9 protein-coding genes are annotated in these 13,626 nt (G+C 48.3%); 4 read left to right on the top strand and 5 right to left on the bottom strand.

Translation table 11 applies throughout. The features are described from left to right. Window positions 1–101 precede the first annotated feature (101 nt). From A3EU_RS0123360 to A3EU_RS0123345, 4 genes are all read left to right on the top strand, one after another. Complete coding sequence (locus tag A3EU_RS0123360) at window positions 102–1,541, top strand: T9SS type A sorting domain-containing protein (RefSeq protein ID WP_020538618.1); 1,440 nt, start codon at window positions 102–104, stop codon at window positions 1,539–1,541. A 105-nt stretch (window positions 1,542–1,646) separates the two neighbouring features. Further along, complete coding sequence (locus A3EU_RS0123355) at window positions 1,647–3,134, top strand: ArnT family glycosyltransferase (protein ID WP_020538617.1); 1,488 nt, start codon at window positions 1,647–1,649, stop codon at window positions 3,132–3,134. 143 nt (window positions 3,135–3,277) lie between these two features. Further along, entirely contained in the window at window positions 3,278–3,712 is a 435-nt protein-coding gene (gene tnpA / locus A3EU_RS0123350; protein WP_020538616.1) for an IS200/IS605 family transposase, read from the top strand. Between the two features lie 85 nt (window positions 3,713–3,797). Continuing rightward, window positions 3,798–4,436, top strand: a complete 639-nt coding sequence (locus tag A3EU_RS0123345; protein WP_020538615.1) for a dioxygenase family protein — start codon at window positions 3,798–3,800, stop codon at window positions 4,434–4,436. 55 nt (window positions 4,437–4,491) lie between these two features. On the opposite strand, the gene arsS is transcribed toward A3EU_RS0123345, so the two are convergent. From arsS to A3EU_RS0123315, 5 genes are all read right to left on the bottom strand, one after another. Beyond that, window positions 4,492–5,562 (bottom strand): arsenosugar biosynthesis radical SAM (seleno)protein ArsS, encoded by a 1,071-nt coding sequence (gene arsS, locus A3EU_RS0123340; protein WP_020538614.1) that lies wholly within the window; start codon window positions 5,560–5,562, stop codon window positions 4,492–4,494. Between the two features lie 84 nt (window positions 5,563–5,646). Next, a complete protein-coding gene (locus A3EU_RS0123335) occupies window positions 5,647–5,985 on the bottom strand; it encodes an arsenosugar biosynthesis-associated peroxidase-like protein (protein ID WP_020538613.1) in 339 nt (112 codons plus the stop codon). A gap of 267 nt (window positions 5,986–6,252) precedes the next feature. Further along, on the bottom strand, window positions 6,253–7,926 hold the full coding sequence (locus A3EU_RS0123325; RefSeq protein WP_020538611.1) for an alkaline phosphatase family protein: 1,674 nt from the start codon (window positions 7,924–7,926) through the stop codon (window positions 6,253–6,255). Between the two features lie 287 nt (window positions 7,927–8,213). Continuing rightward, complete coding sequence (locus A3EU_RS33225) at window positions 8,214–10,784, bottom strand: T9SS type A sorting domain-containing protein (RefSeq protein ID WP_020538610.1); 2,571 nt, start codon at window positions 10,782–10,784, stop codon at window positions 8,214–8,216. A gap of 120 nt (window positions 10,785–10,904) precedes the next feature. Beyond that, window positions 10,905–13,280, bottom strand: coding sequence for a hypothetical protein (locus tag A3EU_RS0123315; protein ID WP_020538609.1), 2,376 nt, complete (start codon window positions 13,278–13,280; stop codon window positions 10,905–10,907). Between the last annotated feature and the right edge of the window lie 346 nt (window positions 13,281–13,626).

Raw genomic sequence — 13,626 nt, 5'->3', positions numbered from 1 at the left:
CTTTCGATGGTAAATACAGGGGCCATCAAAAGAGGAGTTTCAACAACAAAGGAAAGTGGCAATCATTGAAAAGGGGTATATTAGTATACAAATCCTTGCCTATGAAAACCTTATTTCCTTTCCTTTTCCTCTTCCTACCTGGCTTGGTATTCTGCCAACAATGGGTAGATACCACCTATACCATCCAAACCGAACGAGATGTTTTCTACGGCACAGCCCGCGACTTTGCCGGGGCTACTGATTCTCTTTTCCTGGACCTCTCCTACCCTACCGATGATGACCTTCCAGCTTGTGGAAGACCCTTGCTGATAATGGTACACGGTGGAGCGTTTATTGCTGGTGACAAAGCCGAAGGCTACCCTCCCCGTATTCGCGAAGATTTTGCTAAGCGCGGCTACACGACGGCATCTATTAAATACCGACTGGGGCAAATTCACACCAATCAATTCATCAATTGCAATGTACCACTTTGGAACTGCTACAACATGACCGATAGCAGCGAGTGGTACCGCGCCTATTACCGAGGTATACAAGATGTCAACGGCGCCTTGCGGTATCTCATCAACAGGTCGGATGACTACCAGATCGATCCCAATAACGTCTTTATTGTTGGCGAAAGTGCCGGTGGTTTTATCGCTATGGGTGTTGGTTTTCTAGATCAGGAAGAAGAGGTAATAGCAGACTTAGTTGCCGAATATGCCGACGCCCCAGCGCCGAATCAACTCTACGAAAGCCCCTGTATCCAGACCCTCGGCCTAGCTACTGACATTACCGAAATGGATCTCGCACGGCCGGCCTTGGGCAGCTACGAAGGAACGTTGAATTTACCTTTGAGTAAGCCCTACCACATTCAAGCAGTGGGTAATTTCTACGGCGGTGTTTTCAATAATATTTTCACTACAAATGCAGCAGAGCCTCCAGCACTCTATCTTTTCCATCAACCTTGCGACTTAATTGTTCCTTACCGAAGAGCCAGGGTGCTTGCTGGTTATGTCAACTGCTTGCTGGGGTTCCCAACGAACTGTGGCTACGTTGTCAATCGACCTTTTGTCTATGGATCGTTGGGTATCAAGCAGATGATAGACACTATGGTGGTCAATGGAANTCCTACTTCCGACTATCTATTTGACAACACTACCAACAACTGGAACTGTCTACAACAAGCAACCAACCCAGCGATGGGCTGCCACGCCATTGACAACTACTGGTTGAGAACAACCAATATGGCGACGTATTTTGCAGAATACATTGACACCTGTGCGGTGTCGGCAACGGCTATGCTGGAAGACCTTCCGGGTTTAGTCCACATTTATCCGAATCCGGCCAATCATATTACGACCATTGAATTCAAGGAAGTGCAGGCAAAAGTCAGTTTAGTGGTGACCAATGCCTTAGGGCAAGTCTACAATCGCCAAACGCAGCAAAATTGTAAGATGATCACCTTGGATGTAGAAGGGTGGCAGCCTGGGTTCTATCAATTGTTTTTCGAAGCAGGCAACCAACGTATTTCTCGAAAATTAATCGTGAACACAGGAAATTAAGGTAAGGGATGAGGCAATAAATAATCTACGCAAAGGACGTAGCAAATTTTGTAGGAAGATGTTTAGATTATTTTTTGCGAACTCCCTTAAAGCTATCTTTGCTCCATGTCACGACAGCCTCGATTATTTCTTTTGCTACTTTTTACGGCAATAGCCTGTGGTTACCTGTTGTTCTACTGCCTAGATGCCCTCCCCCTGCGCTTGTGGGACGAAGGGCGACGGGCAGTTAATGCCCTTGAAATGTGGTCGGGGGAGAGTCACCTTTTAGTGCCTTCATTCCTTGGAGAACCCGATCATTGGGGCACCAAACCTCCATTGCTTGTATGGTCACAAGCTTTGGCAATGCAGGTGCTGGGGCCTACGGTGCTGGCCGTGCGCTTGCCTGCGGCACTGGCTACTCTTGTGACCTGTCTATTTTTGGTTTACTTTTCTGCCCGTCACTTAAATCGGCACTGGGCCGGAGTTGTTGCTGCATTATGCCTCGTTACCGTACCATTTTATATGAATGGCCATGCTGCCAGGTCGGGCGATTTCGATGCACTTCTAGTATTGTGGCTGACGATGGGCGTACTCTACCTCTATCTTTTCCTTCAGGAAAACAGTAAGCGTGCATTGCTGCTTTCTGCCATAGCACTCACCTTAGCGCTTTGGACTAAAGGCGTGGCCGCGCTATTTTTCTTACCCGGCATATTTCTTCTCTGTTTATTTGTGCCCTCTTATCGTTTTGCTCTCACGAACTGGCGAGTTTATGTTGCCGTTTTATTACCGATAGCATCTCTCGTCGGCTATTACTTGCTGAGAGAAATCTATGACCCTGGTTTTATTCATCTTTTATGGGAAAACGAACTCGGTGGGCGGTTCAGTCAGCCGTTGGAAGGGCATCGAGGTGGGCCCATGTTTTATGTTGGGCAACTACTGCTTTGGCCTACCGAACAGCCCTGGTGGTTGTGCCTTGTCGTGGTGCCATTGCTTTACTGGCGACGGGCTACTGATCGTCCCTTACTCCGATACCTTCTTGTTTTATTGGTGACGCACCTGATGATTCTAACACTAGCCTCCACAAAGTTATTGTGGTATGCGATGCCTCAAGTGCCTTTGTACTGCTTGCTTTTGGGGCTTGGCTTCCAGGCACTTTTGGACTGGATTGCGGTTGAAAAACGAAGCGCCTATACCAACTGGTTTGCGTTGGCAGGATTGCTTCTGTGCTTTACCTGGCCTTACCTCAATATGGCAAACCATGTAGCTCAAACACAACACGGACCTGAATATTCTTCTACGACGGTGTACGGTGGATATCTTCCAGCACTAGACGAATTGGCGACCTATACCTTACTCCTGCCCTCTTACAATCCTTCTGCCATTTTCTATGCTCAGCTGGCTCAGCGGCGTGGTGTTGAGGTAAACATTGCTTATCTTGATACGCCGCCTGTACGTGTACATCCAGGAGCGGCGGCAGTTACTGGTTTTTCTAAAGGCACTTCTGTCGTCGTTTGCGAAATGACTCCCTGGATGCACATGGATGGCAATTATCGCTTTAGCTCTTCGCATGAAATCTCTCCTTGTAAGTGCCTGAAGGTGGAGGGGGCGAAGTAGCTCCTCTCCGTAGAGTCGGGTTTAAAACCCGACTCTACGGAGAGGAGCGGCGGAAATTTGCAACAAAGGTTGTAATTCCCTAAATTTAACCACTATTGATCTCTCTGACCCTCTGTAATAAAACGGAGAAAAATGATTTAGAAATGGCACAATCTTACCACGCGGTATGGATACACCTCGTTTGGGCAACAAAAAACCGGCAACCGCTTATTCTTCCCTCTCTTAAATACAAGCTCTACGATAAATTTCGTGAAATAGCTAAGGATAAAGGTTACTACCTCGATTTTGTAAATGGCATAGAAGATCACGTCCATCTTCTGGTAGGATTGCATCCAAAGTTCAATATTTCTACCGTGGTGAAAAATTTCAAAGGCATTTCTCACACTTGGATACGCGACAATAACCTTTCAGAAGTATATTTTAACTGGCAAGATGGTTATGCTGCGTTTTCGGTGAGCCCAGATCGGGTTCCCCAGGTCAGGCGTTATATTGAACGTCAAGAGGAACATCATTGCGCAAAATCTTTTGAGCTGGAATGGCGAGATTATAAATCTCAAACAGCTGTATACAAAGGTTAGCCCCCTGCATTCGCTCCTCCGTAGCGTCGGGTTTTAAACCCGACGCTACGGAGGAGCGAATGCAGTATAAAACTCCAATTTAACCATGCACCAACTAATTCCATCCTCCCTATTTCTACTGATCATCCTCACAGCTTGTCAGGCACAAACGCCCGCCGAAACCAGCAGCACGAGCCAGGTGATCGTTGGCGGCCCCTGCGAGGGTTGCGAGGCGCTACTTGAATACGGTGACCGCCTACTTTTTTCCGTTGACACCTTGCCGGATTTTCATAAAAACGAGCCTAAAATAGTCCTTACGGGTACGGTCTTCGAGCCTGACGGAACAACTCCCGCAACAGGCACCATTCTCTACATCTATCATACAGACCGAGAAGGTTTATACAGCGGAGGAAATAACAGCAGTATCTGGAGTAGACGCCATGGTCGCTATCGGGGGTGGATAAAAACAGACGAATCAGGGCGCTATGCTTTCTATACTTTCCGGCCAGCACCTTACCCTGGCGGCCAGGAAGTGGAGCACATCCATTTAACAGTGAAACCAGCTCAAACGAATGAGTATTACATTGATAACTTTGTCTTTGACGACGACCCCTTGCTTACGAAAGAACGACGTAATCAGCTGCAAAACCGCGGTGGATCGGGGATTATACAGCTAAAAAGAGAAGGAGAATTATGGAGGGGTGAGCGGGATATTGTGCTGGGGCTGAATGTGCTGGGATATTGAGCACTCCTCTCCGTAAAGTCGGGTTTAAAACCCGACTTTACGGAGTGACAGAGCATTACGAAATCTCTCCGCCACAACTCGATCCCGCTCCAGCAGTACAGCCGTAGCAATGCTGATTGACGACCACGTTCCGGTCTTTAAGGGCATCCAGGTCAAAATCATCAATATGTTGGCTGGTGCTAGCGACTTTCAGGTCCAGCATCTGATTGAAATCACAATCATAGATAAAGCCGTCCCAGCTGATGGAAAGGGTATTGCGACACATGAGACCATCAACCGTACCAGGGTTGTAAGCCTCTACCAGCTTGTGCATATACTCTTCGTAGTTGCCGCTTTCTAAAAGGTAATCCAGGAAGCGGGCGATGGGCAAGTTCGTTATCGCGAAAAGCATATTGAATTCAATATCAAACTTACGCTTTAGCTGGCGCTTAAACTCTGCCTGCAAAGTCTCTTGGCTGGCGGGTAAGAAAGCGCCACTAGGGTTGTAAACGAGGTGAAGTTCCAAGCCCGTTCCTTCTTTCCCGTAACCGACTGCGTTGAGCATTTGCAGGGCTTTGATAGAATCTTCAAAAACACCGTCGCCACGCTGACTATCGGTTCGTTTCTTAGAGAAATACGGGAGGGAGGAGACTACTTGCACCTTGTTTTTCGCAAAAAACTCCGGCAGGTCGTGGTATTTTGGATTGGCACATAGGATGGTAAGGTTACAACGATCAATCACTTGCTTGCCCAGGGCGGTCACCTCTTCTACAAACCAACGAAAATGTGCGTTCATTTCCGGAGCACCACCAGTAATATCAACGGTAGTAATGGTAGGAACGGAAGCAATGATCTGTAAACAACGCTCCAGCGTAGCACGATCCATGTTTTCCTCCTTGCGGTCAGGGCCAGCATCTACGTGACAGTGAGCACAGGTTTGGTTACAGAGTTTTCCAATATTCAATTGAAAAATCTCGACAGGGTTGGTCTTTAGTGGACGGTGCCCGATCTCAGCGATCTTATCACCAAAACCAGGGAATTTCGAATCGACAATATCCTTGCCGTTGAGTACATTTAATTGAACAAAAGAATCCGAAAGGTTATTCCCTCTTGCTTTGAGGGATTTGCTTTTTTGCTTAATAGCCATCTGTTGCTTTTTTGGGAAAGTTTACGTTTCGCATGCCAAATATTAAGTAGGTGGGCACCTGCGAAGTTAAGTGCACAAACAATATTACATGGACAATCGTTCAGCGTGGTTCATCATCTGAACACCAAATACCAATGCGGCACCACTCTTGATCGCAGCGGCAACGTGCACGGCTTCCATCATCTGTTCTTCATCTGCTCCTTTTTCGAGGGAAGCGGAAGTGTAGGCATCGATGCAATAAGGGCACTGCACAGTATGCGCAACAGCCAGCGCGATCAAGGCTTTTTCTCGCTCGGTGAGCGCTGTATCTCCTTTAAAAACAGTATTGTAGTAATCGAAGAATTTGGTACCCATCTCCTCTTGTAACTCGGTAATCTTACCAAATTTGCGTAGATCCTTAGGATCAAAATATTTCTTTTCCATGTTGTAGGAATGCTAGTTATTCTGAAAGGTAGCAATACTAGCACAAAAACCGCAGATGGCAAAATATATGCTAGGGCCAATGTCCGTAGATCGACAAGTGCATTGTTGATCAGTGCGCAGGCCTACAGGCCGGAGCGCGGGGCGCGGAGCGACCTAGGGCAAAGGATGGGCAGGAGCGCTAGCGACAGACAGCCTGGTGCCGATCCCGTCCCGACTAGAAAAGTCGGGACGGGAGAAGGCATGACCCCAAATCATTGATCACGTGCTCTACTTTATATGTGGTTGTATTTCCGCCAGGTAGTCCTTCGCTTCTTTGACCGTCTTGATTTTACGTAGTCTTACCCTGCGAATCTTTTGTTTGCTGGCTTTACTGTTTCTACGCGCAATTTTGACGGCGACCATCAGCATAGAACGCTGAAGTTCATTGAGTGGATGGTTGTCGTAATCTTCCTCGTCACAAGGAACTGCGTCTGTTAATGGCGGTGGTAAATCCGGCCAACTGCTGCGTTTTTCTTCCGAAAAGATATGTCCAAAAGTATTAGTTTTTGGAGACATATCCCTGGTCTGCAGCCCTTCCAATTGCCATTTCTCACACATCGTTTTGATGAAAGATGTATGGTCAAAAGTTTCATTGACAATCGTATTCTTCGGGATGGAGGAAGCGACCATCACCATGGGTACCCGGATGCCGAGGCGCTTGAAATCGAAGCCTTTTTCTCCCTTACCGGGAAAATCCGGTGCCTCCGTGGGGCCGGGGTAAACATGGTCAAAACACCCTCCATGTTCATCGTGAGTAATAATCAACAGAGTATCATCACGATGCGGGCTGTTTTTGATAATATCGTAGACATTGCGGATCAGGTCTTCACCGAGGCGGACGGTTCCTTCCAGGGTTTTGCCATCGTTGACATCCCAACCACTGCCTACCGAAGAAGGGTGCTGATCATTGTGCTTACCAAAGAACTTGGGCTCGATAAATGAGTATTGCGCAAACGGGCGGTCGCTCTCGCCGTTGATATCTTTGCGAAATTCTTCAAGATCGTTCCAGTTGGGAACCAGGTTCATGTGGTGAGAGAAGCCGTGTACCAGGTGTGTCACAGATACCAGTGGGTCGGCATAGATATGATGAGAAATATTTGCTTTTTCCAGCAGATCAAACAAGGTGGGTGCAGGCCAGACCGCCTTTCGCCAAGCTTTAAAGCCTTTCCACTTTTTATGTTTGGCCTCATCGGTAGGGTTGATCACTTTGCCCCCGGAGGTACCTGCATGCCAGAAGGCGCGATTGCACCAGGTTTGGCTGGGCACAGAACAATACCAATGGTCAAACACCGCAAACTCGCGCGCCAGCGTAGTCAGCACCGGGATTTGCGTAGGCTTGAAGCATTGCATGATCACCCCGTACTGATCGGGGCCTGGGTTTTCATAAGCACCATATTTTTTATTCAGCTTTGCCCGCTTCCTTTTGCCCAGTCTTTTTTTCGAACCAATCTTTTCGTACCAAAGTCCTTGCAGCGTATTGATATAGTCAGTGACAAACCCATCCATGCGATCTTTCAATGGCGGCAACGGGGTGGGGATGTTATAGGGCGAAGTCATTTCCGTCTGATCAATTCCCTTGTTGCTTGCTGGTTTTATGCAGTTGTAAAGCTGGGTATTGACATGCTGATACACCTCTCCTGGGTCAGGAAAAGGTTGCGAAAAATCTTCGGCAGCCTTGATTTTTAATATCGGATTGTCGGCATACCCCACCGCGTAGGACGGAACAGGGTTTTCCTGATCAGATTCATTTAACCCGGCGAAGGTTTTGCCTGGCGGAATTTTAAACTCAGGATCCTCGTAAAGAAAGCCTAGCAGATTGTCAAAAGACCTGTTTTCGAGCATGAGCACCACGACATGCTTAAAGGTGTCCAGGCCTTTGAGTTCGGGAGTAGGTTGTTTCATGAAAATGCGGTTTTGGTGTGAAGCGACGGTTGATCAATAATTGCCGCAAACTTAAAGATGCATCATTTTTCACGGAAAGTTACCCGTACTTATACCCCTTTTCCTACAAAGCAGCTTGGTTTTCTCACTATCAATCAGGAATAAAGGATAAAAAGGCGCGATCAGAGGCATGGCCCAAAAAAGTTACCTGCCAACTACCTTTCGGTAATGGGCAGGCACAAAAAATACAATACTGTGCTGCCTAGAAGAGCGTCTCCCCTACCGCTAGGCAGCCAAGTTGCTCCTTTTTACTGTTTTATCAGTCGCTGAATTTCTACTGGAGTTCCTGTTTTAATCAACTGCACGAAATACATACCTGGTTGCCAATCGTTGGCGTCGATGATAAAGTTGTTGTAACCTTCGTAGCTGTAGTTGAAATAGCTGGTCACCAACCGTCCTTGAGCATCAACTACGCGGATTTGGGCAGGACCATCCTGGGTAGCGCGCCAAGAGAGTACCGTCTGGTTACTGGTCAGGTTGGGAGCGAGCGTACTGGTAGGCGTGATAGCCAATTGTTGTTGATTGTCCGCTGAGCTTAAACGGCCTATCGCAAACCCGGTCACGGTAGTAGTGAGGCCCGACAATTGCAGATTCAGGCGGGTATCCCCACTACCGTAAGCGGTAAAAGTGGTGGCCATTTCCTGAGCAGTTGCTTCGTTGCTCAGCTTGGCGGGGCCAATAAACTGATACGCTAAAGCATCGTCGGCATCCCAACCGCTATTGTTAAACCACTGCCAGCCGGCAAGTTCACCATCATCGAAATAAAGGCCCGCTGAAAGTGCCGCCGACCCAGGGTACTCGGCAACGATGCGCAGGGTTTTGCTAAAGGTCGTACCAGTAACCCAGCTGTTGTTGGCTGTGCTACCTGGTTGGTCAACCATCACGCTCACGCAACCGTAGTCATGGGCGGTCTCATTGGTCAAAACCGCCATCATGCCACCAGTGCCAGGGTCGGTGAAGTAGACAGTTCCAAAAGGCCCCAAGTATTCCTCGGCGGGTGAGCTGGTATTGCGAACCGTTTGTACGTGATTGTCAGGCGCTTCGTCGGCGCTGGTCAATTGTATTTGTTGCACCGAATTGGCGTTCAATAGTCCTACCTGCACACCATTGGTTCCTTGAGCAGCGAAGGATAGCTCGATAGCTTCCATCGCTTCGGGGTAAGCATCATCATAAACTCGAAACTGAAAAGATTGGGTATTGGTAACATTGTTGAATTGAAGGCTACTCGCCAGCAATTGGTAGTCGCCCGTAGGCCCATTGTCAGCATTACCCTGGGCAAACAACGATACATTAACTGGTTGTGTAGGGTAAGGTGTAATCCCCAGTTCGTAGGTATAATCGGTATAACTGCGGCAGTTTTCTGTTTGGGTAGCGTCCTCTTCCGCTAAGATAGCAGCGACCGTTTTAAAGTATACTTTAGGGGTTTCACAAGGGTCGTAAGTGCCGTTCATCTTGCGAATACTGCCTTGCCCGATGGGGTCTAGCCACACATCGAGGCGGCGGCGGGGGTCACTCGCCAAGAGGTCATCACTATTGGTCCAGGAATAATTGAGGCGCCCGTAGAGGCCCAGGTCATTGGCAGGATCATCACAATTCACACTGCCACCGCCGAAGAGCTGACCGATGATGGTGCCATCTTCGCGAAACAGCGCAGAACCAGAAGAGCCGCCCTCTGTCACCGAGTAACCATTTGGGGTAGCATCCCAATACAAGGCCCAGTAGTAGCCATCTTCTTCGGGCACAACCGAATGGGTAGAGATTTTCTTGGCATCACCCGCCGGATGGTGAATACCAACCCCGGTATTGCCTTGCGCACCGGTAGCGTCCCAGCCGTTGAAATACACATCGTAGGCACCACGCGGGTTTTCATCCAGTTCAATCAGCGCAAAGTCTGAACTCAGAATGGTATGCAAGCCAGTTTCCATCACGCCAGCATTGGCCAGCACTGTACCTCCGCTGGTCGTTTGCTCAGGGAGTGGGCCGCTGTTGGCACAGCTTGCGTATTCATAGTTCCAGTAAAAAACGTACCCGGAAACATCGGGGTTGATGATAGCATCTTGCTTGATGCCGCCGCTCAGACAGTGGTTGGCCGTCAGAAAGAGTGGCTTGCAATCGTTGGCAGTATTGGTCACCAGTGTTCCGGTGCAAAGGTAGAGGCCGTCCATAATAATTTTGGCTACGCCTTTCTTTTCATCCTGCCAATTATCTCCTTCCTCACAGTTGACGTTGACCTGGCAATCACCGGAAGCTTTATCTTCGGTAGAGCCGTCGAGGTTGCGGTAACCATGACTCACCTGGGCAATTTTGATACTGCCTTGTCCGCGTGCCGCAGCGGGTTCTAGGTATTCCAGCGTCAGCTGGGTACCATGCACCAGTGCCGTCGCAAAACGGCGATTATCTTTGTTATTGTTTTCGGTAAAAGCCCCCAATACCTGGCTCTTATTTTTGTTATACAAATACAGCTCCGCCCCTTGTGGGAGATAGAAGTCGCTGTAAAGTAGATTGATGTTCAAGGCATCGGGACAAAAGATGGTAAGCCGCCAAACACGATCACCGCCACGCAGTTCCGTCCACGTACCTGCGTTAGCGAGGGTCAGGTCTACATTGTGCCCATAGGCAAACCGGAGTGGGAGATTATATGCCTCATCGGCCAGGTCTTCGGCTAGCAAGGCATCGGTATCCAAGGCAGGCAGCACTACGGTAGCAGCGGTAGGCAATGCTTGTTGGGTGCTGATGGGTGTACCAGCAACACTGAGCTGTGCCCACGATAGTTGAACACAAGCTAAAATTAAGAGTAGGAGTAAAGAAAAACGTGTCATTTAGCAAATATTAAGAGGTGATAGTCTGTAGGACCAATGGCTGTTATACACCAAAAGTCTGAACTATCAGGCAAGAATCTTGCCTGGTCTGATATTTGCAAATGAGTGGGAAAATTTCCTTTACGCCTTTCCCTTCTTCTTCCACACCACTACGTAATTGATGATCCGGCTACTTGAGTTCATCATCATTTTCCAGGTCAGCAGATTAGCGTCACCACGCGATTCGTCGTCCTTGAGGTCCTGCCCTGCTTTCATGGTGAAATCTTTGCGCAGGAGGCTGAGGACCGGCCGATTTTTGAAATCATAATCATTGCGATGTTTGTTGCCTCCTTTGGCTTTGTACAGGTCGCTCTTTACGCCTGATTTTCGCACGTAGTCGGTATTTCCCAAACCATAAGGGTCATCCACCACAAAGCCATTTTCAGTGATTGATTGGATAAAATAATTGTGTGTTCCAGACTGCCCCGCCCCCTTGTGAAAGATGGAGAACATGACTACATCGCCTTGGTCAAGGTGGTCTTTCACCAACTTGCGGGTGGCCAGGTCCGAGCCCAACGCTGCGTATTTCTTATAGGCGTAGCTGCCTTGCTTTCCAAAATCGCCATCGTTTTCCAAGCCTTGCTGTAGGCGGATATTGTGGCTACCCGAAGAGTTGATACTGGTAAAGTGGGAACTGTTGATCAGGTAGTGGTAAAAAATGGTGAGGTCTTCAAATTGGGCATGCTCACGCATATTTTCGGCTACCTTCTCAAAATGTTTTTTACCCAGTCTTCCTGCTTGTATTTTCTGATAATTCTTAGTGGCATTGGCATTGATCCAATCGAGGAATTTTTCGCCTTTATTCTTCCAATGCCTTTCCAAATTGTCTGCTCCTTCGTCGCGAAAGCGTTGATCGATCGCCTCAATCATATCTGCACGCGACCAGCCAGCTCTTTCGGCCATCATAGTAAAGGTCGTAGGCGCACAGGTGCTTTCCGGCGAGACCAGGTTATCGCTCTGCGTACGGTACTGCGGCACTCGCAGGAGGGTGTTCCAGTCGGTATTAGAATACCAGGAGCCCGCGTTAGTATTTACATCATCTTCAGCTTTTACCCTGGCGATATTGCTTTCCGTCAGCTTGATCCATTCCCGCAAGGGGGTAATCAGTTCATGCGGACTGGTTACTTGTTGCAGGTCTTCCTCATAGACAGGCTCCAGTGCCAGCGAGCTTACAGGTAATGGATTGCCCTTATTAAACCGGCGAATAACGCGCTGTGCCTGCGACAGGACACCTCGAATACGGTCTAACTTATTCTGCCCTTTCAGGTCGTCCATAACCTCATACTGTTTCTCCAGAAAGGAGGTGTAAGTATTGAGGTAATCAGCGCGTTCTTTTTGCTCCTGGGTCCAAAAATCTTCCAACAAGCACCAACCTCCACTGCTAAGTTTCACCAGCTCCCCCTTCTTTTTTACAAAAAAGTGGGACTTGTCCAGACCACCTTTCAGGTAGGGCTCCTGGGCCACGCCTTTCACACGGGTATTTGCTTGGGGATATACCCAAATATTGGTGTAGTAGGCATAGTAGGGTGAGGGATCAAAAAAGTCGAGTTCCGCTGTGTCCGAAACGTTCAGCCAATGCTGATTGGCACGTTGGAGTGCGCTGCGTATTTTTCCAAGGGCAGCTTCGTTTTGCTTCAGTACCGTCCCGGCAGCAAAGCGGGTCACCAGTTCCTTGGCTTTTTGGAACAATTGGTCTACTTGTTCCTGCCCTTTCGCCATCGTGGCCACCGCAGCCCCGGCCTCTAATCTTTTCACTATATCGCTGTGCAGTACGGCTTCTTTGTCGGTCGATGGCTGACGCAGGTTGCGTATTTCGTCGGCAATACCTGCCAGATTGGTCATCGTCTCTTTGGCCAAAACCTGGACAGATGTGGCTTGTTTTGTCATTGCGGCCAGCTGCGCTTTTGCTTCCGACAATTGCTTTTGGGTCTGCGCTATTGTATTTCTGTTCTCCTTCAGTAAGGTGGCCGCGGTTTCTGCTTTTTCGTGAGCCGACCGGGCGCTACTCAGCAACTTAGCAAGCTTGGCAGTGCCTTCTTTGATAGCTTTTTTGTCTAGCGCAGCCAGTAATTTGGCAAACAGTTTCTGATCAGCTACAGCGGTAGCTTCTTGCGTTTCTACCTTAGCAAGCGTATCGTCTACTATCGTCAAAGACTGTTCCGTAGCGATTGCTTTCTTGGAAAAATCTACCAGTGCGGTCGCACAGGTTTTATTCAGTTGGCGCACCAACGCATCTCTTTCGCTCTTTTGCTGATCAATGCTTTTCCAGCGGTCTTTCACCAAGTCATTTACAAACTTGTCATAATCAGGAAACCAGCTATCGCGCCGTTTTTTGTACTTGTTCTTCTTTCCCTCTTTCAGCCATTTGGTCAGCTTGGTTGTCTTTTCGTTAGCGAGGTTCTTTTCTTTAAAGTACAATTTGAGAGTGGCCAATGCCGCTTGGGTTTGCTCAGACATGGAGGTGTTTTTTGTGCAAAATTTCTCTAAGATAAGGTATTTTAGGTTGGACTGTGGTTGATTGTTGATGGTCATAGCTTGACCTTCCAACAGCCATTCTTTCAGAAATTTAAGGTATCAAAGTCAGATTCTTCCAAGCAAACAACAACCATTTAACCGGCCTCTGGCCCCATCCCCGGCCCTTCCCATTGTCTAAAATGGCTTCGTTTCGGGATCTTTCTAACAGGGGAAGGGAGGCGCGATGCGCGGGTTTGTTTTGGGGTTACCACTCCTCCNTTTTATAATGAATACGTGATATAGGCGAAGGTGCAACCGACGACGAACTGAGGGTTTCCAATCAACCATC

The sequence above is a fragment of the Lewinella cohaerens DSM 23179 genome, assembly GCF_000379805.1.
Lineage (GTDB): Bacteria > Bacteroidota > Bacteroidia > Chitinophagales > Saprospiraceae > Lewinella > Lewinella cohaerens.
Note: the sequence above shows the minus strand (reverse complement) of the source record. Positions and strands in the feature narration are given on the sequence as shown.

Excerpts from the sequence above, each read along its gene's own strand:
- A3EU_RS0123355 (WP_020538617.1), top strand. The coding sequence starts at position 1,647 with ATGTCACGACAGCCTCGATTATTTCTTTTGCTACTTTTTACGGCAATA.
- tnpA (WP_020538616.1), top strand. The coding sequence starts at position 3,278 with ATGGCACAATCTTACCACGCGGTATGGATACACCTCGTTTGGGCAACA.
- A3EU_RS0123345 (WP_020538615.1), top strand. The coding sequence starts at position 3,798 with ATGCACCAACTAATTCCATCCTCCCTATTTCTACTGATCATCCTCACA.
- arsS (WP_020538614.1), bottom strand. The coding sequence starts at position 5,562 with ATGGCTATTAAGCAAAAAAGCAAATCCCTCAAAGCAAGAGGGAATAAC.
- A3EU_RS0123335 (WP_020538613.1), bottom strand. The coding sequence starts at position 5,985 with ATGGAAAAGAAATATTTTGATCCTAAGGATCTACGCAAATTTGGTAAG.
- A3EU_RS0123325 (WP_020538611.1), bottom strand. The coding sequence starts at position 7,926 with ATGAAACAACCTACTCCCGAACTCAAAGGCCTGGACACCTTTAAGCAT.
- A3EU_RS33225 (WP_020538610.1), bottom strand. The coding sequence starts at position 10,784 with ATGACACGTTTTTCTTTACTCCTACTCTTAATTTTAGCTTGTGTTCAA.
- A3EU_RS0123315 (WP_020538609.1), bottom strand. The coding sequence starts at position 13,280 with ATGTCTGAGCAAACCCAAGCGGCATTGGCCACTCTCAAATTGTACTTT.